The sequence below is a fragment of the Profundibacterium mesophilum KAUST100406-0324 genome, assembly GCF_009835145.1.
In the GTDB taxonomy this organism is placed as follows: Bacteria; Pseudomonadota; Alphaproteobacteria; order Rhodobacterales; family Rhodobacteraceae; genus Profundibacterium; species Profundibacterium mesophilum.
On the sequence record NZ_APKE01000001.1, the window covers coordinates 116,986 to 141,367 of the forward strand.

The 24,382-nt window shown below is 67.6% G+C and carries 25 protein-coding genes and 2 tRNA genes; 16 read left to right on the forward strand and 11 right to left on the reverse strand.

Going from position 1 to position 24,382, the window contains the following annotated elements; all coding sequences use genetic code 11:
• Nucleotides 1-24 precede the first annotated feature (24 nt).
• Nucleotides 25-408, reverse strand: a complete 384-nt coding sequence (locus PMES_RS00505) for a DUF2147 domain-containing protein (RefSeq protein WP_159963567.1) — start codon at nt 406-408, stop codon at nt 25-27.
• A gap of 146 nt (nt 409-554) precedes the next feature.
• On the opposite strand from PMES_RS00505, the gene hisA reads away from it, so the two are divergent.
• On the forward strand, nt 555-1,271 hold the full coding sequence (hisA, locus tag PMES_RS00510; RefSeq protein ID WP_159963568.1) for a 1-(5-phosphoribosyl)-5-[(5-phosphoribosylamino)methylideneamino]imidazole-4-carboxamide isomerase: 717 nt from the start codon (nt 555-557) through the stop codon (nt 1,269-1,271).
• A gap of 73 nt (nt 1,272-1,344) precedes the next feature.
• Here hisA and PMES_RS00515 read toward each other — a convergent pair whose 3' ends face one another.
• Nucleotides 1,345-1,791 carry a DUF302 domain-containing protein gene (locus PMES_RS00515; RefSeq protein ID WP_159963569.1) on the reverse strand — a complete coding sequence of 149 codons (447 nt, stop codon included), beginning with the start codon at nt 1,789-1,791 and terminating at the stop codon, nt 1,345-1,347.
• Nucleotides 1,792-1,960: 169 nt separating this feature from the next.
• Between PMES_RS00515 and hisF the strand changes: the two genes are divergently transcribed.
• Nucleotides 1,961-2,722 carry an imidazole glycerol phosphate synthase subunit HisF gene (gene hisF / locus PMES_RS00520; RefSeq protein WP_159963570.1) on the forward strand — a complete coding sequence of 254 codons (762 nt, stop codon included), beginning with the start codon at nt 1,961-1,963 and terminating at the stop codon, nt 2,720-2,722.
• On the forward strand, nt 2,719-3,042 hold the full coding sequence (locus PMES_RS00525) for a phosphoribosyl-ATP diphosphatase (protein ID WP_159963571.1): 324 nt from the start codon (nt 2,719-2,721) through the stop codon (nt 3,040-3,042). Before hisF ends, PMES_RS00525 begins: the two co-directional genes overlap by 4 nt.
• A gap of 63 nt (nt 3,043-3,105) precedes the next feature.
• On the opposite strand, the gene PMES_RS00530 is transcribed toward PMES_RS00525, so the two are convergent.
• Both PMES_RS00530 and rlmB read right to left on the reverse strand, forming a co-directional pair.
• A complete protein-coding gene (locus PMES_RS00530; RefSeq protein WP_159963572.1) occupies nt 3,106-3,573 on the reverse strand; it encodes a CoA-binding protein in 468 nt (155 codons plus the stop codon).
• Between the two features lie 212 nt (nt 3,574-3,785).
• A complete protein-coding gene (rlmB, locus tag PMES_RS00535; RefSeq protein WP_159963573.1) occupies nt 3,786-4,568 on the reverse strand; it encodes a 23S rRNA (guanosine(2251)-2'-O)-methyltransferase RlmB in 783 nt (260 codons plus the stop codon).
• A 153-nt stretch (nt 4,569-4,721) separates the two neighbouring features.
• On the opposite strand from rlmB, the gene PMES_RS00540 reads away from it, so the two are divergent.
• From PMES_RS00540 to PMES_RS00575, 8 genes are all read left to right on the forward strand, one after another.
• A tRNA-Tyr gene (locus PMES_RS00540) sits at nt 4,722-4,805 on the forward strand.
• Nucleotides 4,806-5,081: 276 nt separating this feature from the next.
• A complete protein-coding gene (gene rpmF, locus PMES_RS00545) occupies nt 5,082-5,288 on the forward strand; it encodes a 50S ribosomal protein L32 (RefSeq protein WP_159963574.1) in 207 nt (68 codons plus the stop codon).
• A 22-nt stretch (nt 5,289-5,310) separates the two neighbouring features.
• Complete coding sequence (gene plsX, locus PMES_RS00550) at nt 5,311-6,420, forward strand: phosphate acyltransferase PlsX (protein ID WP_159963620.1); 1,110 nt, start codon at nt 5,311-5,313, stop codon at nt 6,418-6,420.
• A 4-nt stretch (nt 6,421-6,424) separates the two neighbouring features.
• A complete protein-coding gene (locus tag PMES_RS00555; protein ID WP_159963575.1) occupies nt 6,425-7,396 on the forward strand; it encodes a beta-ketoacyl-ACP synthase III in 972 nt (323 codons plus the stop codon).
• Nucleotides 7,397-7,519: 123 nt separating this feature from the next.
• Nucleotides 7,520-7,822 carry an integration host factor subunit alpha gene (ihfA, locus tag PMES_RS00560; protein ID WP_159963576.1) on the forward strand — a complete coding sequence of 101 codons (303 nt, stop codon included), beginning with the start codon at nt 7,520-7,522 and terminating at the stop codon, nt 7,820-7,822.
• Nucleotides 7,823-7,839: 17 nt separating this feature from the next.
• Nucleotides 7,840-8,628, forward strand: coding sequence for a MerR family transcriptional regulator (locus tag PMES_RS16970; RefSeq protein ID WP_438943215.1), 789 nt, complete (start codon nt 7,840-7,842; stop codon nt 8,626-8,628).
• Nucleotides 8,629-8,703: 75 nt separating this feature from the next.
• Nucleotides 8,704-8,780, forward strand: a tRNA-Pro gene (locus tag PMES_RS00570).
• Nucleotides 8,781-8,838: 58 nt separating this feature from the next.
• Nucleotides 8,839-9,918 (forward strand): 2'-deoxycytidine 5'-triphosphate deaminase, encoded by a 1,080-nt coding sequence (locus PMES_RS00575; RefSeq protein WP_159963577.1) that lies wholly within the window; start codon nt 8,839-8,841, stop codon nt 9,916-9,918.
• A 16-nt stretch (nt 9,919-9,934) separates the two neighbouring features.
• Here the strand turns inward: PMES_RS00575 and scpB are convergent, their stop codons facing one another.
• The 5 genes from scpB to argS form a co-directional block, all read right to left on the reverse strand.
• Nucleotides 9,935-10,630, reverse strand: coding sequence for an SMC-Scp complex subunit ScpB (scpB, locus tag PMES_RS00580; RefSeq protein ID WP_159963578.1), 696 nt, complete (start codon nt 10,628-10,630; stop codon nt 9,935-9,937).
• The gene (locus tag PMES_RS00585; RefSeq protein WP_159963579.1) at nt 10,627-11,412 is read right to left on the reverse strand and encodes a segregation and condensation protein A; all 786 of its coding nucleotides are present in this window, start codon (nt 11,410-11,412) and stop codon (nt 10,627-10,629) included. Before PMES_RS00585 ends, scpB begins: the two co-directional genes overlap by 4 nt.
• A gap of 4 nt (nt 11,413-11,416) precedes the next feature.
• A complete protein-coding gene (gene nagZ / locus PMES_RS00590; RefSeq protein ID WP_159963580.1) occupies nt 11,417-12,409 on the reverse strand; it encodes a beta-N-acetylhexosaminidase in 993 nt (330 codons plus the stop codon).
• Nucleotides 12,410-12,413: 4 nt separating this feature from the next.
• Nucleotides 12,414-13,529 (reverse strand): SPOR domain-containing protein, encoded by a 1,116-nt coding sequence (locus PMES_RS00595; RefSeq protein WP_159963581.1) that lies wholly within the window; start codon nt 13,527-13,529, stop codon nt 12,414-12,416.
• A 100-nt stretch (nt 13,530-13,629) separates the two neighbouring features.
• A complete protein-coding gene (argS, locus tag PMES_RS00600) occupies nt 13,630-15,354 on the reverse strand; it encodes an arginine--tRNA ligase (protein ID WP_159963582.1) in 1,725 nt (574 codons plus the stop codon).
• 137 nt (nt 15,355-15,491) lie between these two features.
• On the opposite strand from argS, the gene PMES_RS00605 reads away from it, so the two are divergent.
• Nucleotides 15,492-16,037: a hypothetical protein gene (locus PMES_RS00605; RefSeq protein WP_159963583.1), complete on the forward strand. Its 546-nt coding sequence runs from the start codon at nt 15,492-15,494 to the stop codon at nt 16,035-16,037.
• 45 nt (nt 16,038-16,082) lie between these two features.
• On the opposite strand, the gene PMES_RS00610 is transcribed toward PMES_RS00605, so the two are convergent.
• On the reverse strand, nt 16,083-17,915 hold the full coding sequence (locus tag PMES_RS00610) for a cation:proton antiporter (protein WP_159963584.1): 1,833 nt from the start codon (nt 17,913-17,915) through the stop codon (nt 16,083-16,085).
• Nucleotides 17,916-18,105: 190 nt separating this feature from the next.
• Here PMES_RS00610 and PMES_RS00615 point away from each other — a divergent pair, with 190 nt between their 5' ends.
• The gene (locus PMES_RS00615; protein WP_159963585.1) at nt 18,106-19,680 is read left to right on the forward strand and encodes an alpha-amylase family glycosyl hydrolase; all 1,575 of its coding nucleotides are present in this window, start codon (nt 18,106-18,108) and stop codon (nt 19,678-19,680) included.
• Nucleotides 19,681-19,730: 50 nt separating this feature from the next.
• On the opposite strand, the gene PMES_RS00620 is transcribed toward PMES_RS00615, so the two are convergent.
• Nucleotides 19,731-20,906 carry a deoxyguanosinetriphosphate triphosphohydrolase gene (locus tag PMES_RS00620; protein WP_159963586.1) on the reverse strand — a complete coding sequence of 392 codons (1,176 nt, stop codon included), beginning with the start codon at nt 20,904-20,906 and terminating at the stop codon, nt 19,731-19,733.
• 77 nt (nt 20,907-20,983) lie between these two features.
• Between PMES_RS00620 and PMES_RS00625 the strand changes: the two genes are divergently transcribed.
• From PMES_RS00625 to xth, 3 genes are all read left to right on the forward strand, one after another.
• Nucleotides 20,984-21,313 carry a HesB/IscA family protein gene (locus tag PMES_RS00625; RefSeq protein ID WP_159963587.1) on the forward strand — a complete coding sequence of 110 codons (330 nt, stop codon included), beginning with the start codon at nt 20,984-20,986 and terminating at the stop codon, nt 21,311-21,313.
• Between the two features lie 76 nt (nt 21,314-21,389).
• The gene (locus tag PMES_RS00630) at nt 21,390-23,573 is read left to right on the forward strand and encodes a PBP1A family penicillin-binding protein (protein WP_159963588.1); all 2,184 of its coding nucleotides are present in this window, start codon (nt 21,390-21,392) and stop codon (nt 23,571-23,573) included.
• Nucleotides 23,574-23,592: 19 nt separating this feature from the next.
• Complete coding sequence (xth, locus tag PMES_RS00635) at nt 23,593-24,372, forward strand: exodeoxyribonuclease III (RefSeq protein WP_159963589.1); 780 nt, start codon at nt 23,593-23,595, stop codon at nt 24,370-24,372.
• Nucleotides 24,373-24,382: the final 10 nt, after the last annotated feature.

Consider the following 24,382-nt stretch of genomic DNA (forward strand, 5'->3'; position numbering starts at 1 on the left):
ATCATGCGCGCCCGCCCCGCCCGCTTACTGGACGCGGCGCCAGGTCTGCTTCTTGCAGATCGGACCGATGCAGCCCGACACCTTGAGCACGTTGCCCTCCAGCGTCATCTTCGAGCGGTAGGTCTTGCCCGTCGAGGGCTGCCAGATCTTGCCATCGCCGTATTTGCCCGGCTTTTGCTGAACCATGTTCCATACCAGCGGCTTGCCGATGTTCTCCGAGCGATATTCCCCGGCGGCGTTGAAGGTCCGCGCGATGGTGCCGCAGATCGCGCCGCCGCAGGGCGCCATGCTGACATGGGCGAATGCCCCGTCATCGGCCTCGGTCTGCCAGATGCCCTCGACCGGATCGGCCCAGGCGGCAGCCGCCATCGAGATTGCCGCCGCCGCGGCCAGGATCAGCGTCTTCATGTCGATTTCCTCCCTAGATGCGCCAACGATGCCAAGGCGCCTGCAACCTCGCAAGACTGACGTGAGGTCGGCGGCATCGCGCATCGGGCTTGAGCTTGGCGGCCGCATGGGCTTAGACCGCCATCGACATCACAGGAGACGCAGCCATGATCCTCTACCCCGCAATCGACCTCAAGGATGGGCAATGCGTCCGCCTTCTCAAAGGCGAGATGGACAAGGCGACGGTCTTCGGGGATGACCCGGCCGCGCAGGCGCGGCTCTTCGCGCAATCGGGATGCGAATGGCTGCATGTCGTCGACCTGAACGGGGCCTTCGCGGGCCGCCCGGTCAACGCGGAGGCGGTCGAGGCGATTCTCGCGGCAGTCGACATTCCCGTGCAGCTCGGCGGCGGCATCCGGGACATGGCCACGATCGAGACCTGGCTCGAGAAAGGCCTGTCGCGCGTGATCCTGGGGACCGTGGCGGTCGAGACACCCGAGCTGGTGCGCGCGGCCGCCCGCGCCCACCCCGGCAAGATCGCGGTGGGGCTCGATGCGCGCGCCGGCCGCGTTGCCACGCGCGGCTGGGCCGAGGAGACGGACATGATGGTAACCGACCTCGCCGCCGCCTTCGCCGATGCGGGTGTCGCGGCCATCATCTACACCGATATCGACCGCGACGGCGCCATGCAGGGGCCGAACATCCCGGCGACCGCGGCGCTGGCGAGATCGACCTCGATCCCCGTCATCGCCTCGGGCGGCGTTTCGTCGCTCGCCGACCTCACGGCCCTGCGCGATACCGGGGTGATCTCGGGCGCCATCTCGGGTCGGGCGCTTTACGACGGCGCGCTCGATCTGCGCACGGCGCTGGAGGCCTTGCGCTGACAGCTGCCCCTTCAGCTTCGTGAAAATACCTTCTTCGGCGGGCCGGGCGACACGCGCACCGGCCCGCCCCGTCTTATTCCCCGGCGGCCGCCGCGGCGAGCTTCTCGAGCGCGTCCTCCATCTTGCCGACATATTCGGCGTCATCGTCGACGTCGAGATTGTCGAGGGTCTCCTCGACCTCCTCGTAGGCGACCCAGGTCTGACCTTCCGCATCCGCGTAGACCAGCACCTTGAGCGGCAGGTAGAGCCCCGCGAGAGCATCCGCCTGCATCGCCGGGGTGCCGAGCGCGGGATTGCCGAAGATCAGCAGCTGGCTATCGGCAAGTGTCATCCCCGCCTCGCGCGCGCCGGCCGCGTGATCCACCTTGGCAAAGATCGTCGCGCCGGCCTCCTTCACGGCCGCTTCGAGTCGGGCCATGGCTTCGCCCACATTGCCGTGCGCCTTGCTCCGCTCGATATCAGCGAATGCGGGGATAGCGAGGGTTGCGACAGCGCCTGCCGCGAGAATCGTCTTGAACATGATGTGCCTCCTGTTGTTGCCGTCCCAACCGGGAGGGCGGCGCCATTGTTCCGGTGCGGCCCCGCTTCGTCCCGCGCATCCCCGCGCGCGCGACGATACGCTCAAAGGCACGGCGCGGGGGGTGCAAAGACGCTGGCATCGGCGCGGCAAGGGGCCTAGAACCGCGGTCATGCTGAAGACACGTATCATTCCCTGCCTCGATGTCGCCGATGGCCGTGTGGTCAAGGGCGTCAATTTCGTCGATCTCGTGGATGCCGGCGATCCGGTCGACGCCGCGCGCGCCTATGACGCGGCCGGCGCGGACGAGTTGTGCTTTCTCGACATTCACGCCACGCACGAGAATCGCGGCACGCTTTATGATCTTGCGCGGCGCACGGCGGAGCATTGCTTCATGCCCCTGACCGTGGGCGGCGGGGTGCGCAGCCCCGACGACGTGCGCAACCTGCTCCTTGCCGGCGCCGACAAGGTCAGCTTCAATTCCGCCGCGGTCGCCGATCCCGACGTTGTCGCCGCCTCGGCCAATCGTTTCGGCTCGCAATGCATCGTCGTGGCGATCGATGCCAAGACCGTCGCGCCCGGCCGCTGGGAAATCTTCACCCATGGAGGCCGGCGCGCCACCGGCATCGACGCCGTGGAATTCGCGCGAACGGTGGTGGCCAAGGGTGCCGGCGAGATCCTCCTGACCTCCATGGACCGCGACGGAACCCGCTCCGGGTTCAACCTCGGCCTGACACGCGCCATCTCGGATGCCGTTCGGGTGCCTGTCATCGCCTCCGGAGGGGTCGGCACGCTTGACCATCTCGTCGAGGGGGTGACGGAGGGCGGCGCCAGCGCGGTTCTTGCCGCGTCGATCTTCCATTTCGGGGATCATTCGATCGGCGAGGCCAAGGCGCACATGGCCGCCGCCGGCATCCCGATGAGGATGTCATGAGCGCGCTTCACAGGCTCGCCGCCACGATCGAGGCGCGGCGCGGCGCCGATCCGGAAAGCTCCTGGACCGCCAAACTGCTCGACAAGGGTCCCGAGAAATGTGCCGAGAAATTCGGTGAGGAGGCCGTCGAGGCGATCATCGAAGCGGTCAAGGGGGACCGATCGGCCCTCGTGGGCGAAGCTGCCGACGTGCTCTATCACCTCCTGGTGATGCTTGCGGCACGCGATCTTGGCCTCGCCGACATCGAGGCCGAACTCGAACGCCGCGAGGGCCGCTCCGGCATCGCCGAGAAAGCCGCGCGCGGAAAGCCTGCCGGCTAGGCCGCACCTGCCGGGGGCTTCGCGCCCCCGGATCCCCGCGAGGTATTTTCGCGAAGCTGAAGGCTAGAGCGAGGAGGAGATGATGCCGGTGGCGAAACCGCCCCGACGCAACTCTCCGAACAATCTTTGATACTCGATCTTGGGGCAACGGTCCTGCACCACGGTGATGCCCCGCTCGCGCGCCCGGTGCGCCGCCGCCTCGTGCCTGACCCCGATCTGCATCCAGATGACCCGCAGGCCCGGGAGCGTCTCGAGTGCCTCGTCCACGAGGGCCGGGACATGTTCGGAGCGGCGGAAGATGTCGAGCATGTCGATCCGTCCCTCCAAGGATGCCAAGTCCGGCTGCACGGCTCGTCCGAACATCGTCTGCCCCGCCAGGCCCGGATTGACCGCCGTCACCTCGTAGCCGCGTGCGGCGAGATACCTCGCGACGAAATGGCTGGGCCTGACGGGATTGGCCGACACGCCAACGCAGGCGATCGTCCGGGTCTCGGTCAGCAATGTCTTCAGTTCGGCGTCATTCAGGCTCATACCCCGATCTGCACTCGATCCGCGGCCGCGCGCAATGCCGATCACGACCCGGCACGCAAAAAAGCGCCCGGGACGGACCCGGGCGCAGGTTTGAACGAGGGACAGTAAGGGTCTCGCGGAGCTGTTCCGTCTCCGCGACCTGATGGTCAGATGGGGTTACCCGGCGGCGGCTGCGAGCGCTCTCGCGCAAGCGTGAAGCCCGCGTGAGCCGGTCAGCCACGCATCATGGCCGCGTGCAGGCTCACTGCCGCCGCGTTCGACACGTTGAGCGAGCCGAAGCCGCGCGCAGCGTCGATCCTCGCCAGATGATCGCAGGTCTCTTTCGTGCGGGCCCGCAGGCCAGGCCCCTCGGCCCCCAGAACGAGCCCCACGGGGCGGCCAGCACCCTGCCCGACCGCTTGCGCAAGGCCCAGCTCGCCCTCAGCGTCGAGCCCGATCAGCACGAAACCCATGTCCTTCAGCCGGCCCATTGCCTCCGCGAGATTGCCGACGCGCAGGTAGGGTTGACGCTCGAGCGCGCCCGACGCGGTCTTGGCCAGGGCGCCGCTCTCGGGCGCCGAATGGCGGGAAGGAGCAATGACCGCCGCCGCGCCGAACACCTCTGCCGAGCGCAGGATGGCCCCGACATTGTGCGGATCCGTCACCCGGTCGAGCAGCACCACGAGCGGATGCTCCCCCGACCCGCCGAGGCAGACCTCCTCGAGCGGGCCCCATTCCAGCGGCCGCGTCTCGAGCGCGGCGCCCTGGTGAACCGAGCCGGGATCGAGCGGGACGGGAAACTTGCGCGGATCGGCGATCTCGGGCGTGATGCCCGACATCTCGATCGCCTTGGTGAGCTTGGCCTGCGCGTTGCGCGTCACCACAAGGCGCAGCTTCTGGCGCGCCGTGTTCTCGAGGGCATCACGGACCGCGTGCAGGCCGAAAAGCCAATGCGTCTGGTTGGCCTCCGCCCGCGCGCCGCGCTCCTTGTCGATCACCCATTTCGGCTTTTTCATGACGGTTCCATCCTGTTCGGCGCCCATTCGTCCCTCGCGCGACCCATGCGGGGCGCACCGCCCGAGCGCAAGGATTTTTCCTGTTGACGCTGCCGGGAGGCACTTGTATCCCACGCCTCGCCGGATGGGGCAAACACCCCGGACATGGCAAGTGGGCGACAGGCCGCAAGGTGTGGCAGGGGACTGTAACTCCCTCGCGGAGACGCACGCCTGGTTCGATTCCAGGGTCGCCCACCACTTGCTTCTTGACATCACCATGCTTTGAAATGCCCAGACCGTCTTGGCCTGCGTCCCATGTGGGTCTATAGGGCCCGGGCGCCCGGCGTCCCTTTCGCACGCCCTGCCCGGCCCGCCCGCATGGGGGACGATCGACAGGAAAACGGGTCCCATGCGAGTTAGTTGCCTCGCCGGGCTTGATCCGGGCCGATGAAGGGCGTAAAGCCCCGCGGACCAATTCATGCGAATTCCACATGACCACCGGGCCAGCGGCCCCCGAACCATCGAGGTTGAGACATGGCTGTCCCTCAGAATAAGATCACGAAGTCGCGTCGCAACATGCGCCGTGCCCATGATGCCCTGACCCCCGGCAACCCTGCCGAGTGCCCCAATTGCGGTGAGCTCAAGCGTCCGCATCACGTCTGCGGCGCCTGCGGTCACTATGCCGAGCGCGAAGTCGTCGCTCAGGCGGCAGAGGTCGATCTCGACGACGACGCGGCCTGAAGGCGCGGCGGCTCGCATGGGCATGTCCCCCCAAGGACGACAGGCACAGGCAGCCGCAAGCTCCGAGGATGCCGATCCGCCGGTCATCTCGGTTGATGCGATGGGCGGCGATCAGGGTCCGGCCGCGGTCGTGGCCGGTGTCGTCCGCGCCGCCCGCCAGCATGGCGAGGCGCGTTTCCTGCTGCATGGGCGCTCCGCCGAACTCGCGCCGTTGCTCGCCAAGGCGGGACTTGGCGCGCGCGCCGAGTTGCGCAAGGCGGATGGCGTCGTCACGATGGACGACAAGCCCAGCCATGTCATGCGTCATGGCAAGGACACCTCCATGTGGTCGGCGATCAGCGCGGTGCGTGCCGGCGAAGCCAGCGCGGCCGTAAGCTGTGGCAATACGGGCGCGCTGATGGCCGTCTCGATGCTGCGCCTGCGCAAGATCGAGGGGGTCAACCGCCCCGCCATCGCCTGCCTCTGGCCCTCGCGCGGGGCATCCGGCTTCAACGTGATGCTCGATGTCGGCGCCGATATCAGGGCCGATCAGACCGACCTTCTGCAATATGCCCTGATGGGAGCCGCCTATGCGCGCAACGGGCTCCAGATCGAGCAGCCGCGTGTCGGCCTGCTCAATGTCGGCACCGAAGAGCACAAGGGGCGTGCCGAGCTCAAGGCGGCGCATGAGCTGCTGAGCGTCAACGCGGGTGAGGCCGGCTTCGATTTCGTCGGCTTCGTGGAGGGCGGCGACATTCCCTCCGACAGGGTCGATGTGATCGTCACCGACGGCTTCACAGGCAACGTGGCGCTGAAGACCGGCGAGGGTACCGCGACGCTGATCCGCGACCTGCTGCGCGACGCGCTCCAGACCGGCCTTCTGTCGAAGCTCGGCGCCGTGCTTGCCATGGGCTCCTTCAAGAAATTGCAGACCAGGATCGACCCGCGACAGGTCAATGGCGGCGTCTTCCTCGGGCTCAACGGAACGGTGGTCAAGAGCCACGGCTCGGCGGATGCGACCGGCATCGCCGCGGCACTCTCGCTCGCCGTCACCCTGTCCCGCAGCGGCTTCCAGCGGCGCCTTGCCGCCCGTGTTGCAACCGTGAACGCACTTCGACAAGATGCTCACAGCCCCGAACAAGACGGATCCTGACAGCATGACGAGACGAGCCGTGGTCCGCGGAGCCGGCCACTATCTGCCCGAGCGCGTGGTGCCGAACGCCGAGTTCGAAGGCTCCATCGACACGTCCGACGAATGGATCCGCAGCCGGTCGGGCATCGAGCGGCGCCATTTCGCGGCAGAGGGCGAGACCACCTCCGATCTCGCGGCCCGGGCGGCCGAGGCTGCCCTGAGCGACGCGGGGATGGACGCGGCGCGCATCGACGCGATCATCCTGGCGACATCCACGGCCGACATGACCTTCCCCTCCGCGGCTACGATGGTGCAGGCGAAACTGGGCATGCAGTCGGGCTTCGCATTCGACGTGCAGGCGGTTTGCGCCGGGTTCGTCTATGCGCTGAGCACGGCGAACGCGCTGCTCGTTTCCGGGCAGGTCGACCGGGTCCTGGTGATCGGTGCCGAGACGTTCAGCCGGATCATGGACTGGAGCGACCGCTCGACCTCGGTTCTCTTTGGTGACGGCGCCGGCGCCCTCGTGCTCGAGGCCGAGGATGGCAGCGGCGCGGCATCCGATCGCGGCATCCTGTCATCCGACCTCAATTCCGACGGCCGCTTCCGCGACCTCCTCTATGTCGATGGCGGAGTCGCCACGCGCGATACAGGCTATCTGCGGATGCAGGGCAAGGAAGTGTTCAGGCACGCCGTCGAGAAGCTGGCGCAGACCGCGCATCAAGCTCTCGACAAGGCGGGACTGACCCCTGCCGACGTGGACTGGATCGTGCCCCACCAGGCGAATCTGCGGATCATCAAGGCGACCGCGCAGCGAATGGACCTGCCGATGGAGAAGGTGATCGTCACCGTTCAGGATCATGGCAACACCTCCGCCGCCTCCATTCCCCTCGCCCTGTCGGTGGGCAAGCAGCGCGGCCTGATCAAGCAGGGCCAGCTGCTCGTGACCGAGGCAATCGGCGGCGGCCTTGCATGGGGCTCGGTGGTGCTGCGCTGGTAGGTCACGCCCGGCACCGGTGGTATACCGCTCATACCTTGCTTTAGGCGCATTCTCCAAGCGTCTGATATTGACAAGATTTCCCGAAAGGATCATGTTTTCCCAACATCATCGGGGGATCATGCAATGAGCGAAAAGACGTTGACACGAATGGATCTCAGCGAATGCGTGTTTCGCGAGGTCGGGTTGAGTCGGAACGAATCCGCTCAACTTGTGGAATCGGTGCTCACGAGCATGTCGGATGCGCTCGTGGCCGGGGAGACGGTGAAGATCTCCTCCTTCGGCACGTTCAGCGTCCGCGCCAAGGCGGCAAGGGTCGGACGCAATCCGAAGACCGGCGAGGAGGTTCCGATCCATCCGCGCCGTGTCCTGACCTTTCGGCCCTCCCATCTGATGAAGGACCGCGTCGCGGCCGGCAACAAGAAGTAGAACGAGCAGAGCGCAGCATGGAAAAATCACCAGATGCCTTTCGCACCATAAGCGAGGTCGCCGACTGGCTCGACGTACCGACGCATGTGCTGCGGTTCTGGGAAAGCCGTTTCACGCAGATCAAGCCGGTCAAGCGGGCCGGCGGGCGGCGCTACTACCGCCCGGCAGACATGGAACTGCTCGGCGGCATCAAGCGTCTGCTGCATGACGATGGGCTGACCATCAGGGGCGTGCAGAAGCTCCTGCGTGAGGATGGTGTCAAGCATGTCTCCTCCCTGTCGGCGCCGCTCGGCATCGGCGAGGAGCCGGCGCAGGATGCCGGGCCGCCCCCGGTGCCCAAGCATCGCCAGCAACCCGCCCCGGCCCGGACATCTCACACGGCGCCGCCCGCCGAGGATGCCAATGTCGTCCAGCTGCAACCGGCACGCCCCGGCGCCGGGCGTTCCGGCACGCCGCTCGAGCTGGCGGACGGCACCCCCCACCGCGCCTTCAACGAAGATCACGCCGATCTCGTCTCCAGCGGGAATGGCCGCGGAAATGGTGGAAGGCACGTACCTTCCCAAGAGGATCAGGAGCATGACGCGGCACGCCGCGGCGTCTCCACCGCATTCGCGAGCGATGCGCCCGAGCAGGACCCGGCAGATGACGATCCGGCCTTTGCCGGCGGCGATCCGGTCCTTCTCGCCGCGCTCGAGATCGCAGGCGCGGCCTCGGGCCGCGATGCCCTGCCCGATCCCGCGGTGATCGGACAGTTGCACCAGCGCCTGTCGGCCCTGCATGAACGCCTCTCCATCCGCCAAGGGTGATCCGCGCAAAAAGGCCAGAGAATTGCCCGATCTGCCCTTGCCTCCGCCGTTCGATCGGTTAAAAGCAGCCGCAGTCGGGCTATGGCGCAGCCTGGTAGCGCGTCCGTCTGGGGGACGGAAGGTCGCAGGTTCGAGTCCTGCTAGCCCGACCAAACCGACATCGCCCGCCGCCCGAAAGGGCAGCGGGCGTTCGTCTTTCAGGAGCGCGTCATGACAGGTGTCCTTCCCAGCCAGGCGATCGCCCAGCTGATCGACCGCCGCGTGATCGACGCCCCGATCCCCGTGCACCGCGATCAGCTGCAACCGGCCTCTCTCGACCTCAGGCTCGGCAGCATCGCCTACAGGGTGAGGGCCTCCTTCCTCGCCGGTCACGGCAAGTCGGTGGCCGAACGGCTCGAGGATTTCACCATGCATAAGGTCAGCCTCGATGGCGGCGCCGTGCTGGAGAAGGGTTGCGTCTATGTCGTTCCACTGATGGAACGCCTGGCCCTGCCCGCTGATATCGGCGCCGCCGCCAATGCCAAGAGCTCCACCGGACGGCTCGATCTGCTGACCCGCACCATTGCCGATGGCGGGACCGAATTCGACCGCGTGCCCGAGGGTTATCACGGGCCGCTCTATGCGGAGATCTGCCCCCGGTCATTCAGCGTGCTGGCCCGGCCGGGCATGCGCCTTAACCAACTGCGCCTGCGCCGGGGCGAGGCGCGGCTCGGTGACGATGCGCTCGCGCGGCTGCATGGCCGCACGCCGCTCGTCGACGGGACGGCCGTGATCGGCGACGGGCTCGGTTTCTCGGTCGATCTGGGCCCCGGCCGGGGCGATCTCGTCGGCTACAGGGCCAAGCCGCATACGGGCGTCATCGACCTCGACCGCATCGGCGCCTACGCGCCGGAAGCCTTCTGGGAGGAAATCCGCACAAGGCGCGGCCAGGTGATCCTCGATCCCGGTGCCTTCTACATCCTCGTGAGCCGCGAGGCCGTGACCATACCGCCGGGGCATGCCGCGGAGATGGCCCCCTACCTGGCCATGGTCGGCGAGTTCAGGGTCCATTACGCGGGCTTCTTCGATCCGGGCTTCGGCTATGCGCCCGCGGGCGGCGCCGGATCGCGCGGCGTGCTAGAGGTGCGCTGCCACGAGGCGCCTTTCGCCCTCGAGGACGGGCAGATCGTCGGCAGGCTCATCTACGAGACGATGGAGGAGATCCCCGAACAGCTCTATGGAAGCGGGATCGCCTCGAACTACCAGGGCCAGGGGCTGAAGCTCTCCAAACATTTCTCCCCCGCGTCCTGAGCGCGGCGGCGCGGCCTCACGGGGTCTCGTCGGGGGGCCTGCCGGTCTGCGGGTCGAGGAACGCGGCCTGAACCCCGTCGGACGCACGCGCCTCGGGCATCGGCCGGCTTGCAAGCAGCCCCGAAGCGCGCAGCTCCCCCAGTCCCGGCAGATCGCCCGTGGATGGCAGGCCGAAGTGATCCAGGAAATCGTCGGTCGTCACGTAAGTGACGGGCCGGCCGGGGGACTGCCGCCGCCGACCGAAACGGATCCAGCCCATCTCGATGAGTTGGTCCAGGGTTCCGCGCGAGGCCGAGACGCCCCTGATCTCCTCGATCTCCGCCCGGGTGACCGGCTGGTTGTAGGCGATGATCGCCAGGGTTTCGATCGCGGCGCGGCTGAGCCGCCGGGTCTCGACGATCTCGCGCTCCATCAAGAAGCCCAGATCGGGCGCGGTGCGCAGGGCATAGCCCTCGCCTGCCCGCGTGAGGACCACACCGCGCCCGGCATAGCGCGCCTCGATCCGGGCAAGCGCGGCGGCCACGTCGCAACCATGCGGCAGGCGGACCTCGATCTCGGCGGCGGTGATGGGGGCGGCGCTGGCGAAGAGCATGGCCTCGACCATCCGCTCCTGCTGCGCGATGTCGGGCGCGATCGGCGGCGCGCTGGAAAGGTCCGGCTCCGGACGGGAATCCCGCGCCACGCTCGCTGCTGCCTCGTCGGTCCGGCTCATGTCTGCGATGTCCTGCGGATATGGATGGGTGCGAAGGTTCCGGCCTGTCGCAATTCGAGCCGCCCCGCCTTGGCCAGCTCGAGGGAGGCGGCAAAATGCGAGGCGGTGGCCGAACGCCGGCGCTGCGGGTCGCCCTCCCATTCGGCAGGAAGATAGGCCGACAGGCAGGTCCAGTCGCCCTCAAAGGCAATGAGCCCCCGCAGCCGGTCGAGCGCCTGCTCCATGCTCATCACGTTCGAGCGGTCCATCACGAAGGGGCGGAAATCGTCACGCGTGCGAACCCGCGCATAACCCTGCATCAGATCGAGCAGCGTCGCCGTATGGCGCAGTTTGCGCTTGCGCGAGAATGTCTCTGGCGCTCCGCGCGCGAAAACATCCCGGCCAAGCCGATCGCGCGCCATCAACTGCGCCGCGGCCGTGCGCATCGCCTCGAGACGTTGCAGCTGGAATGCCAGATGCGCCGCCATCTCCGCACCGCTCGGCTCCTCGTCCGCCGGGTCCGGCGGCAACAGCAGGCGCGATTTGAGATAGGCGAGCCAGGCCGCCATCACGAGGTAGTCCGCCGCCAGCTCGATGCGCAGGGCACGGGCACGCTCGACGAAGGCGAGGTATTGCCGCGCGAGCTCCAGCACCGAGATCTGGCGCAGGTCGAGCTTCTGGCTCCGGCCGAGGCTGAGAAGCAGGTCGAGCGGACCCTCGAACCCGCCAACATCCACGATCAACGCCTCCGCCGCGCGGCGTTCGGCGACGTCGGTGCCGTCGGTGCCTGTTGAATCCGTCATGGCTCTACCCGGCCAGAAGCGCGTCCAGCTCGCGCTCGAGCGCGGCGATGTCGGCATCATCGGGCGCCGCCCTCATCGCCAGCGCTTGGTCGGCCCTGGCGGCGGCGGCGGCGGAGAACCTGCCGGCCTCGCTCACCGCCTCTTCCATTTCCGGCCGCTCGCCATTGCAATGCAGGATCAGGTCGCAACCGGCATCCATCGCCGCACGGCTGCGCACCGCGATGCTTCCGCCGAGGGCCTCCATCGAGATGTCATCGGTCATCAAAAGACCGCCAAAGCCGATCTGCTCGCGGATCAGGGCGATCACGGAGCGCGACTGCGTTGCGGGGCTTTCGTCGAGAGCGCCATAGACGATATGCGCCGTCATCGCCATCGGCAGGTCCGCCAGCGCGGCGAAGGGTGCGAAATCCTCCGCTTCGAGATCACGCCGCGTCGCGCTGACCACCGGCAGGGCAAGATGCGAATCGCGCGTTCCCCGCCCATGGCCGGGAATATGCTTGAGCACCGGCAGGACACCGCCCGCCAGAAGTCCCTGCGCGACGGCACGGGCGATCCCCGCGACGAGCCCCGGCTCCGATCCGTAGCAGCGATTGGCAAGGAAGGGATGTGTCTCCGGCCGCGCGACATCCGCCGAAGGCGCGCAGTTCACGTCGATGCCGAGCGCATGCAACTCGTCCGCCATCAGCCGCGAGCGCAGATACATGGCGCGCTCCGCTGCCGCTCCGGCCGCGCGCACGTGATCGAGCGGTGGGCTCCAGGGGCGCCAATACGGCGGCCGCAGGCGCTGCACGCGCCCGCCCTCCTGGTCGATCAGGATCGGCGCATCGCGCCCGACGCTGCCGCGCAGGTCATCCGTCAGTCGGCGCAGCTGCTCGGGCGTGTCGACATTGCGCGAAAAGAGAATGAAGCCCCAGGGGTCGGCCTCGCGAAAGAAGGCGGCCTCGCCGGCTCCGAGGCGCGTCCCCGCGCAGCCAAGGATACATGCCCCCGCCGTCATACCCTTAGCGCAGCTCGACCGGGATGCAATCGGTGCCCTCGGCCACGAGTGCCGAGCAGAAGCGGCGTGCGTCGCTGAGATCGGCGAAGCCTTCGGCACGCAGACGGTAGAAGGTCTTGCCGCCCGACTTGGCGCGCTGCACCACACGGCGCTTGCCGGCGAAATACTGGTCGAACCTGCCGGAGATCTTCTGCCATTCGGCGCGGGCGACGTCGTCACTGTCGAAGGCGCCAAGTTGAACGAGGCGGGTGCCGACAGTCAGGATCGACGGGTCGATCTCGATCCCGCCGGGCGCGCTGACGGTCTCGATCTGGGAGGGGTCGACGGTCGAGGCCTCGGCCGGCGAGGCCACGGCATTCGCTGCCGCGAGCAGGAGCTGCGCCGGACGGGTCAGGGGGCGCGGGGAGCGTGAAATGCCCTTCCGGTCGCGCTCGGCGCCGATCGTCTCGGCCTCGGACAGGCGGGGCACGCCCGCGCTGATCGCTTCGGCGAGGGCCAGCGCGTCGGCCTGCGCATCGCCCGTCGATGCCGGCAGCAGCCCGAGCGCCTCGGCCACCGCGCGGTCGCTGGCCGAAGCAAGCAGCGTCTCGCCCTGCGTTCCGGCCTCGGCATTCGTCTCCGCCATCTCGTCCATCTCCGAGGACGCCACATCCGCTTCGGCATCGGCGCCGGGCTGCGCATCGGCGAAGATGTCCTCGCCGGGCGCGAGGTCGGTGACGCTTCCATCGTCTTCCGGCGCGGCCATCAGGCCGGCATATTCGCTCCCCGCGCGATCCTCGTCAGACAGGAGCACGGGTTCGGGCGCGAGAATGACCTGATCGGCGACACGACCGGCGGAGCCCACGGCGGCGACCTCGTTGACAGCGAGGCCCTGGTGATCGGCACGGCTGCCGCCCGGATCCTCGGGAATGATGCGCATCGGACCGTCGAGGGCACGAACCACCGGGATGCCGGTCACGTCGCGCATGACGAGCTGGTAGCCCCACATGGCGGTTCCGGCGATCATCGCGAGAGAAACCACCCCGCCCGAAAGGCTGAGCATACGGGAGACGCGCACGCCCCTGCTCGGCGTATCGAAATCGGTCACGAAGCCGCCGGCCTCGTCGTGATACTTGTTCATCCTGTTGCCTCACTGCCGGTGACCCCGAATTCCCCGCCGAAGGTCACTGTCTGCCTGCTCGATCCCACGGAAGGGGCGCTTTATCGCGGCTTTGCAGCCGTCAGCGCATTTCCTCGACCGGGGTCACCCCAAGAATACCAAGCCCGGCCGAAATGACAACGGACACCGCTTTAGGCAGCACTATTTTGCCTGCCGTTGCCCCAGGGTCACCATCCTGGACGAATCTGAGGGACATGTCGTCATTTCCCTTGTTCCACAGTGCATGAAGCGCGCTTGCCAGATCGTAGAGGTAGAATGCGATGCGGTGCGGCTCGTGATTGCGCGCCGCGATCTCGACGAGACGCGGCCACTCGGCAAGTTTGCGCGCAAGGTCGATCTCGGCCGGGTCCGTGATCTGCGGTTTATCGGCGGGCGCGATGCCCTCCGCCTCGGCCCGGCGCAGCACGGAGCGAATCCGCGCATGGGCGTATTGGACGTAGAAGACGGGATTGTCCTTCGACTGCTCCGTGACCTTGGCGAAGTCGAAATCCAGCGGCGCGTCGTTCTTCCGCGTGAGCATGTGGAACCGCGTGACATCGGGGCCCACCTGTTCGACCACGTCGCGCAGGGTGACGAAGGTCCCTGCCCGCTTGGACATCTTGAACGGCTCGCCGTTCTTGTAGAGCTTGACGAGCTGCGTCAGCTTCACGTCGAGCGGCACCCGCCCCTTCGACAGGGCGGAGACAGCGGCCTTCATGCGCTTGACATAGCCGCCGTGATCGGCGCCGAAGACATCGATCAGCTCGTCGAAACCGCGGGCGATCTTGTCATGGTGATAGGCGATGTCGGGAGCGAAATAGGTCCAGCTACCATCGGATTTGAGCACCGGACGATCGACATCGTCGCCATGGGCGGTGGACCGGAAGAGGGTTTGCTCACGCGGCTCCCAATCCTCCGGCAGCTTGCCCTTCGGCGGCTCGAGGGTGCCGCGATAGATGAGCCCGTCATCGTCGAGTGTCTTGAGCGCCTCCTCGATCCGGCCGGTTCCGTAGAGGGCCTTCTCGGAGAAGAAATTGTCCATGTTCACCCCGAGGGCGGCGAGATCCTCGCGGATCAGCCGCATCATCGCGGCTGTCGCGAAGGCGCGCACATCCTCGAGCCAGTATTGCTCGCCCTTGTCGACGAAGGCATCGCCCACCTTCGCCTTCAGCGCCTCGCCCACGTCGATCAGGTAATCGCCGGGATAGGTCCCGTCCTCGAAGGCGACCTCGCGCCCATGCGCCTCGAGATAGCGCAGGTAGACCGACCGCGCGAGCACATCGACCTGCGCCCCGCCATCGTTGATGTAATATTCGCGCGTCACATCCCAGCCGGAATAATCCAGCAAGGCGGCCAGCGCGTCGCCAAAGACCGCCCCCCGCGTATGGCCGACATGGAGCGGCCCTGTCGGGTTGGCGGAGACATACTCGATATTGACCTTGCGCCCCGCGCCCATCGCCGAGCGCCCGAACCCGTGCGGATCGGCAAGCGCGGCACAGGTGATCTCTTCCCAGATCTCGGCGCCGAGCGAGATGTTGAGGAAACCCGGCCCGGCGATCTGCACCCCGGCGATGCGCGGGTCCGAGGACAACCTGCCGGCAAGCTGCTCGGCGATGTCGCGCGGCTTCATCTTCGCGGGCTTGGCCAGCACCATCGCGGCGTTCGTCGCCATGTCGCCATGCGCGGCGTCACGCGGCGGCTCGACCGCGACGTTCGAGGTATCGAGACCGGCGGGCAGCACGCCTTCGGCGGCCAAGGCGTCCAGTGCCTCGATCACGAGGCCGCGGATTTCGTCGAAGATGTTCATGGCTTTTGTCCTTGCAGGTGGCGCGGGTTTACCACGGCGCCGCCGGCGGTCAACCGCGCCGCGCCCACGGGGCTTGCGCACGGCGTGCACCGACGCCACTCTGCGGCCTTGCCATATCCTAGGAGACCTTACCAGACATGCGCTCGTTCATTCTCGCAACCGCACTCAGCCTGCTGCCCGCCATCGCCATCGCCGAGGGGCACTCGCCGCAGGACGGACGCGTCCTGATCACCGTCGGGGGCGATGCCGGCCCGATGCAGACCGCATCCGAAGGCGCGCAGTCTCTCTTTGCCAAATACGGGATCGACCTTGCCGGCGCGCAAGGCCTCGACGCCGCTGCCCTGGCCGAACTCGAAAGCGCCGAGGTGGTCTCGAACCTGCCCGGCACGCAGACCCAGGTGACATTCTCGGGGCCGCTCCTGTCGGAAGTGATGCGCGCGGCCGGGGCGCAGGACAAGGGCGCCCTTCCGATGGCGCTCGACGGGTATCAGCCCGAGATCTCGGCGGAGGACATCGCGGCTTATGGACCGATACTCGCCACCCATGCCGACGGCATCCCCCTCGCGATCGGCGATATCGGTCCGGCGATGATCATCTTCCCGAAGATCGACGATGCGGAAGCCGCATCACGACTTGATCCGGCGCGTGTCTGGGCCGTGTTCTACCTCGGCGTCGCCGAGTGAATTGAGGGCGCCGGCCCCCATCAGAAGGGGGGGCCGGCGGACCGCTCAGCCGGTGCGAAGGGGCTTGTCGTTCTCCTCGGGGGGCAGCATCGAGACGAGCTTGGTGCCGGGCTCGGGATGCAGATCCCCCTCGTTGCTGCCGAGGAAATGGATCTCGCCCTCGGGATCGATATAGGCCAGCAGAAGCGCGTTGGGCCGCTTCTCGCGCCATTCGGCCATGCCGTATTCCTCGCTCAGACGGGTCACGCGGAAGGTCCAGCCCTGCCACATCATCCGGTTGAGCTCGTTATAGGTGGCCTTGTGGGCGATGCTCTGCCCGCCGAGAGAGGCGGGAAGCGCATGGCGCGCCGTCTCCGATTTCTCGCGGCCGATCTGATAGATGTTCTCGCGGCCGAAATCAGGCGCAAGATCGGTTGCCACGAGCGTGTTGTAGGCATCGTTGTCGGTGGCCACGAGAAGCGTGCTGAACGAGGCCATGTCGATATTGCGCTCCGCCCCTTCCGACAGGATGTCGCCGTAGAAGGTCGTCACGCCCGCCTCGCGTGCGCGGCGCAGGTGGCTGCGGTTGGGATCGGAGATGAGCACCGGCAGATCGAGCTCGCTCTTGAGCGTCTCGGCAAGGCCCGTCGTCCAGCGCGAGCCGCCCACGAAGAGAACGCCCGGCGTCTCGGCGGCCTGCAATCCCAGGGCCCGCGAGAACGGCTTGAGCGTGAAGCCGTGGATCACCACCGTAACCGCCACGAGCACGAAGGCCAGCGGTCCGATCAGCGCCCCATCCTCGACGCCGAGCTCGACAAGGCGCTCGCCGAAGAGGCCGGCCACCGCCACGAGCACCACGCCGCGCGGACCGGTCAGCGCGATGAGGGCGCGCTCGCGCATCGGGATGCGGGTCGAGGCGAGTGCCACCATCACCGTGAGCGGACGGGCCACGATGACCACGGCCGCGACGAAGATGCCGGCCCGCCAGGTCAGCTGACCCAATGCCGAGAAATCGAGCGAGGCGGCCAGAAGGATGAAGACGCCCGAAACCAGCAGCACCGTCGCATGCTCCTTGAACCGGCGCATCTCCTCGTAGCTGGGCAGGTTGGCGTTCGCGAGATAGATGCCCATGATGGTCACCGCCAGCAGGCCGCTTTCGTGCAGGACGCTGTCGGAGACGGCGAAGACCGCGAGCAGGATGGTGAAGAGCACCGGCACCTTCATGTATTCCGGCACCCAGGCGCGGCGGAAGGCCTGCGTCAGACCGTAGCCCGCCGCGAGGCCCAGCGCCGTTGCCACGCCAATGCCGACGCCGAGCTCGATCACCGCGCCGCCCACCTTCTCGGCGGTGCGCAGCACCAAAACCACCTCGAAGGCCAGCACCGCCGCAAGCGCGCCGATGGGATCGTTGACGATCGCCTCCCATTGCAAAAGCAGCGCGGGACGGCGCGCCAGCCGCGCGGTTCGCAGCAGCGGCGCGATCACCGTCGGCCCGGTCACGATCATGATCCCGCCGAAGACGGCCGAGCTCTCCCAGCTCAGCCCCGCGCCCCAGCGCAGCGCCAGCGTCGAAAGCAGCCAGCCCAGAGGCGCGCCGATGAATACCAGCCGCTTCACCCCTTCGGCCGCATCGCGCAGCGTGTGGAAGTTCAGCGTCAGGCCGCCCTCGAAGAGGATCACCGCCACCGCCACCGCGATGATCGCGTTCGTCATCGGTCCGATATCGCGCATGGGATCGAAGAAGCCGAAGACCGGCCCCACCAGCAGGCCGGCGACCAGCATGAGCACGATGGCCGGCATGCGCAGCCGCCAGGCCAGCCATTGCGATCCCACCCCGAGGGTGCCGACGAGGGCGATCGCCATGACGGGATCAAGGCTCCCGATGCTTTCTGCTGCCATGTGCTCTCTTTCTGATCGGCCGCGCGTAACGGCTTGCATTTTCGGTTCTACCGGGATTTGACCGCGCGATGACGAAGGTCAAGGAAAACCGCGCGGCATCGGGGACGCATCCCGCGCCGGCCATCCATGCCGGCTCGGGGCCATGCAGCGCGGCCCGCCGAAACGCGGTCAAACCGGGGGAGTTCCGACAATGACGCACAAGCAGGTCGAATGGTGGAAGCAGGGCGTGATCTACCAGGTCTATCCGCGCTCGTTCCAGGACAGCACCGGCAACGGCGTGGGCGATCTGCGGGGGATTGAACGGCGCCTGCCCTACCTGCGCGACCTGGGCGTCGATGCGATCTGGATCTCGCCGATCTTTCCCTCGCCGATGCGCGATGCCGGCTATGACATCACCGATTACACCGGGATCGAGCCGCTCTTCGGCGACCTCGAAGCCTTCGACGCCCTGGTGGACGCGGCCCATGGGCTCGGGTTGCGCGTCCTTCTCGATTTCGTGCCGAGCCACAGCTCGGATCAGCATCCGTGGTTCCGGGAGGCTCGTGAAGGGCGCGGATCGCGGCGGCGCGACTGGTACATCTGGCGCGATCCCGGTCCCGACGGCGGCCCGCCGAACAACTGGTTGAGCGAGTTCGGCGGCCCGGCCTGGACCTTCGACGCGGCCAGCGGTCAGTATTACCTCAACATCTACCTGCCGGAGCAGCCCGCGCTGAACTGGCGCAATCCCGATCTGCGGGCCGCGATGCTCGATGCGTTGCGCTTCTGGTTCGACCGGGGCGTGGACGGGTTCCGGGTCGATGCGGCCGAACATATCGCCCCCGATGACGCCTTCCGCGACAACCTGCCCAACCCCGACTGGCACGAACGGCTCGGCCCCGCGCGGCAGCTCTTTCGCACCTATTCCTCGCATCAGCCCGACGGGTATGCCTTCGTGCGCGAGATGCGCGCGGTCGCCGATGCCTACGAGGGCCGGGTCCTGGTGGGAGAGGCCTATGGCGAGCTGGCGCAGGTCATGCGCTATTACGGCGACGCCCTGGACGGCTTCCACCTGCCCTTCAATTTCGGCCTGATCGAGGCACCGTGGGATGCGGACCATATCGCGGGGCTGATCCGCGACTACGAGGCCGCCCTGCCCGCGGGCGGCTGGCCCAACTGGGTGCTCGGCAACCACGACCGCGCCCGCATCGCCAGCCGCGCGGGCCCCGCGCAGGCGCCCGTGGCCGCGATGCTGCTGATGACCCTGCGCGGCACACCGACCATCTACCAGGGCGACGAGCTCGGTCTCGAGAACGGTATCGTGCCGCCCGAACTGATCCAGGACCCCTGGGAGCGGAACGTGCCGGGACAGGGGCTCGGGCGCGACCCGGTGCGCCTGCCGATGCCATGGGATGACGGGCCCGGACGTGGCTTCACGCAAGGCACGCCATGGCTGCCGTTATCGGAGGGCAGCAGCGCCGAGGCGCAATCGAATGATCCCGGCTCGATGCTGTCTCTGCACAAAAGACTCCTGTCGCTGCGCCGGAGCGAGCCCGCGCTCTCGCTCGGCGCGCTCGAGCTGCTTGCGGTGGAGGGCGGCACGGTGCTGCGCTACCGCCGAACCCACGAGGGGCGCGTTCTCGAGATTGCCCTGAATTTCGGCACGCAGGATATCGCGCTGGAGCCCGGCGCCGCCCTCGTCATGTCCACCGACACGCAGCGGCAGGGCTGGGACGGACAGCTCGCAGGCAACGAGGGGGTCATCCTGGTGCCCGACGCTGCCGGCTGATCGTGCCCCCCCGGCATTCCACCGGGTGGGTCCTTTCCGCCCGCCGCGCGTCAGAGCGGCGGTGCCATCAGGCTCGGTTTGGGCAGCGCCCCGAGGCAGAGCCGCGCGTGGCTCTGGATCGCGAAACGGTCGGTCATGCCGGCGATGTAGTCCGCGACGATCCGGGCAAGGGCCAGCTCGCCATCGGCCTCGGCCACGTCCTTGCGCCACTGCTTGGGAAGCAGGGACGGGTCGGCCATGAAGAGCGGGAAAAGGTCGTGCACCACGCGCGTCACCTCACCGCGCATCTCGACCACCGACGGCGCGCGGTACATCCGCGTGAAGAGAAAGCGGCGGATCACCTGCAGGTCGCGCCAGAGCGGCTCCGAAAAACGCACCACCGGCCGCCCGGCCATCCGGACTTCCTCGGCGCTGTTCGCGCCCAGTGCCTTGAGCGCGCCACGCGCCTGCTCGATCACGTCCTCGACCAGCAATCCGAAGAACCGGCGCAACGCCTCGTGACGGCGGCGATAGTAGTTCAGATCGGGATAACGCGCATCGACCTCGTTGAAGCATTCCTTCAGGAGCGGCATCTCCGCCAGCTCGTCGGTCGAGAACAGCTCGGCGCGAAGCCCGTCATGCAGATCGTGATTGTTGTAGGCGATGTCATCGGCCAGCGCGGCCACCTGTGCCTCGGCACTGGCATGGGTGTGCAGTTCGAGGTCATGGCACGCATTGTAATCGGCGAGCGCGTAGGGCACCGGCCCGGTCACCGGACCGTTATGCTTGGCGATGCCCTCGAGCGTGTCCCAGGTCAGGTTCAGCCCGTCGAACTCGGCGTAATGGCGTTCCAGCGAGGTGACGATGCGGATCGCCTGCGCGTTGTGATCGAACCCGCCATAGGGCGCCATCAGTTCCTGAAGCGCGTCCTCCCCGGTATGGCCGAAAGGCGGATGGCCCAGATCATGGGCAAGCGCCACGGCCTCGGTCAGCTCGGCATTGAGCCCCAGCACCCCGGAAATCGTGCGCGCCACCTGCGCCACCTCGATCGAATGGGTCAGGCGGGTGCGGAAATAGTCGCCCTCGTGCTCGATGAAGACCTGCGTCTTGTGCTTGAGCCGCCGGAAGGCGCTGGCATGGATGATCCGGTCGCGGTCGCGCTGGAAGCAGGAGCGGAAGGCGCTCTCCTCCTCGGGATGGCGCCGGCCCCGGCTCTGTTCGGGTCGCATGGCATAGGGTGCGTGCATGGTGCCGCCTGCTGTTGTCGTTCCGCCTGCCACTCCATATATTGAACGAAGCGTCATTTGCCATGCGGATTGCCAATATGGAACTCAACCTTCCACCCAAAGTAACGGACCGCGCCTTCGAGCGACTGGCCGAGATCAATTCCGGCACCGAGGGCCAGGCCCTCAGGGTCGCGGTCGAGGGCGGGGGATGCTCGGGTTTTCAATACGAGATCAAGCTCGATGCGCCCGCCGAAGACGACCTCGTTCTGGAGAAAAACGGGCAGAAAGTGCTGGTCGACAGCGTCTCTCTTCCCTTCCTCGCCAATGCCGTCATCGACTTCACCGAAGAGCTGATCGGTGCCCGCTTCACGATCGAGAACCCGAACGCCACCTCGTCCTGCGGTTGCGGCACGTCCTTCTCGATGTGATGACGACATCGCGCCCCGCGCGGGCATGCGCCGCTTCGCCTCGCGCGGCGGCATCGATACCGAGCGCGGGGCGCCGATGAGCAAGACCGAAGACGAAAGCGGCACGAATGCGCAAGAGCGCGGCGACGGGTCTTCTCAAAGCAGTGTCGCGGCGGGGCGTGCCTTCGGCAAGGCGGTGCTGCGCGACGCGCGGCGGGGGGCGGCGCTGGGTGCAGGGGCCCTGCAGCGGGGCGGAAGGCTCCTTTGGTCCCGTCTCGCGGCGAAAACCACGAAAAGCGAAAGACGTGCGTCCCCGGCGCGATCCCCTGCCCCGCGCGGCCCGGAGAGCGGCGCGCCCGCATCACCGCCATTCGGGCGCCGGCGCCTTCGCCGCCTCATGGGCGCGGCGCTCCTGTCGCTGCCGGTCATCATCGCCCTCTCAGCCGCCATGGCGCATATCCTGCTCCCGAACCTCGAGGAGATGGGGGCGCGCGCCGAGGACAGGCAGGTTTTCGAGGATGCGCATGGCGCCCCCCTGATCATCCGCGGCGCCGTTCCGTCGGCCTATGCCCCGCTCGACACCTTTCCACGGCACCTGGTCGATGCGGTGATCGCGATCGAGGACCGGCGCTTCTTTCAGCATGGCGGGATCGATATCGAGGCGATCGCCCGTGCGTTGCTGCGCAACATCCGCTCGGGCGGCATCGCGGAAGGCGGCAGCACGCTGACGCAGCAGCTCGTGAAGATCAGTTATCTCGCCCCCGAGCGCAGCCTCTCGCGCAAGCTTCACGAGGCGATCCTGACCCGGCAGCTCGAACGCCGCGACAGCAAGGAGCAGATCCTCGAGGCTTACCTCAACTCGGTCTATCTCGGCTCGGGCGCGACGGGGGTCCCGGCGGCGGCGCGGATCTATTTCGACAGTGCCCCCGAGGACGTCACCCTTGCCCAATCGGCGGCCCTCGCCGCCATGATCCAGGCGCCCAGCGTGGTCAATCCCCTGGCCGATCTCGAAGCGTTGCGCGCGCGCGGCGCGCTCGTGCTGGACGCGATGGAGGCACAGGGGCGCATCGATGCGGACGAAGCGGGGCAGGCCCGCGACGAGATGGCCGCGCTGGTGCCACGCCCCCCGGCCATTCGCTACGGCACCTGGTTCTCGGACTGGATCACCCGGAGCGCCGAAACCCTTGCCCCCGCGCCGCGCGGCGTGAGCCTCCTGCGCACCACGCTCGAGCCGGACCTGCAGGTGGCCGCCGAGCGCATCATCGAGCAGCATCTCGCCGCCGCGGGGAGCGGGGCGCAGGCCGCGCTGGTCGCGCTGCGCCCCGACGGTGCCGTGGCGGCGATGGTCGGCGGGCGCGACTACGGCGAGAGCCAGTTCAACCGTGCCGTCGACGCTCTGCGGCAGCCCGGCTCCACCTTCAAGACGATCGTCTATCTCGCCGCGCTCGCCGAAGGGTTCGAACCGGGCGACCGCATCCTGGACCGGCAGCTCGACATCGACGGCTACACGCCCGTGAATTTCGACGGCCGCTACCGCGGCGAGGTCACGATGCTCGACGCGTTTGCCGCCTCGCTGAACGCGGCGACGGTGAACATGGCGATGACCGTCGGACTGGACCGTATCGCGCAGACCGCCCGGACCCTCGGAATCGACACGGAGCTGCGACAGACGCCGGCCCTTGCGCTCGGCGCCTCGGAGATACCGCTGATCGAGATGACCGAGGCCTATGGCGCGATCGCGACGGGGCGCATCCCGTTCGAGGCCTTCGGGATCCGCTCCGCATCCGGAATGGCCGGGCAGGATCGCATTGCGCTCAATCCCGTTCCCGGCGCCTCCGGGCCGCAGATCGACAGGATCATGGCCGCACGCCAGGACATGGCCACCCTCCTGCGCCGGGTGATCGACGACGGGACGGGACGCCGCGCGGCCCTGACCCAGCCTGCGGCCGGCAAGACCGGCACGACGCAGGAAAGCCGCGATGCGCTTTTCATCGGCTGGAGCGGCGATCTGATCACCGGCGTCTGGATCGGCAATGACGACAACACGCCCATGGACGGCGTGACGGGCGGAGGCCTGCCGGCGCAGATCTGGTCCGAGTTCATGATCGTCGGACTGAACCTTGCCGATGCGACGACAGTGGGGGGCGCAAAGAGCCTCGAGACCACCCCCGCCCCGGCGCAATGCAACGTCACCGCCTGCCGGCGCGCCTATCGCTCCTTCGATGTGTCGGATTGCACGTTCCAACCCTATAGCGGCCCGCGCAAGCTGTGCACCAGATGATCAGATCACCGGAGGATCCATGAAGATCGCGACGTTCAACATCAACGGCGTCAAGGCGCGGATCGACACCCTGTCGGCATGGCTCGAGGCGAGCAAGCCCGACGTCGCGATGCTGCAGGAGATCAAGTCCGTGGACGAGGGATTCCCCCGCGCCCATTTCGAGGACATGGGATACACCGTCGAGACGCATGGGCAGAAGGGGTTCAACGGGGTGGCATTCCTGTCGCGCCTGCCCCTCGAGGATGTGACGCGCGGCCTGCCGGGAGATGACGACGACCCTCAGGCCCGATGGATCGAGGCCACGGTGATCGGAACGCGCGCGATCCGGTTGTGCAACCTCTACCTGCCGAACGGCAATCCTGCGCCGGGTCCCAAATACGACTACAAGCTTGCCTGGATGGAGCGCCTCGCCGTGCGGGCCCGCGCGCTTCTGGACGCGCAGGAGCCGGCTCTTATGGCAGGCGACTACAACATCATCCCGATGGACGAGGATGCCGCCCGTCCCGAGGTCTGGCGCGAGGATGCGCTGGCGCGCCCCGAAAGCCGCGATGCCTTCCGCCGGATCCTCAATCTCGGCTTTACCGAGGCCTTCCGCGCGAGGGTCCAGGGGCCAGGACATTACAGCTTCTGGGATTACCAGGCCGGGGCCTGGGACCGTAATCACGGGATCAGGATCGATCACGTTCTCATGACCCCCGACTGTGCCGACCTCCTCGTCGAATGCTGGATCGAGGCGGAGCAGCGCGGCCGTGACAAGCCGTCGGACCACGTCCCCGTCTGGGTCGAACTGGACGCCTGAAAGCAGGGTA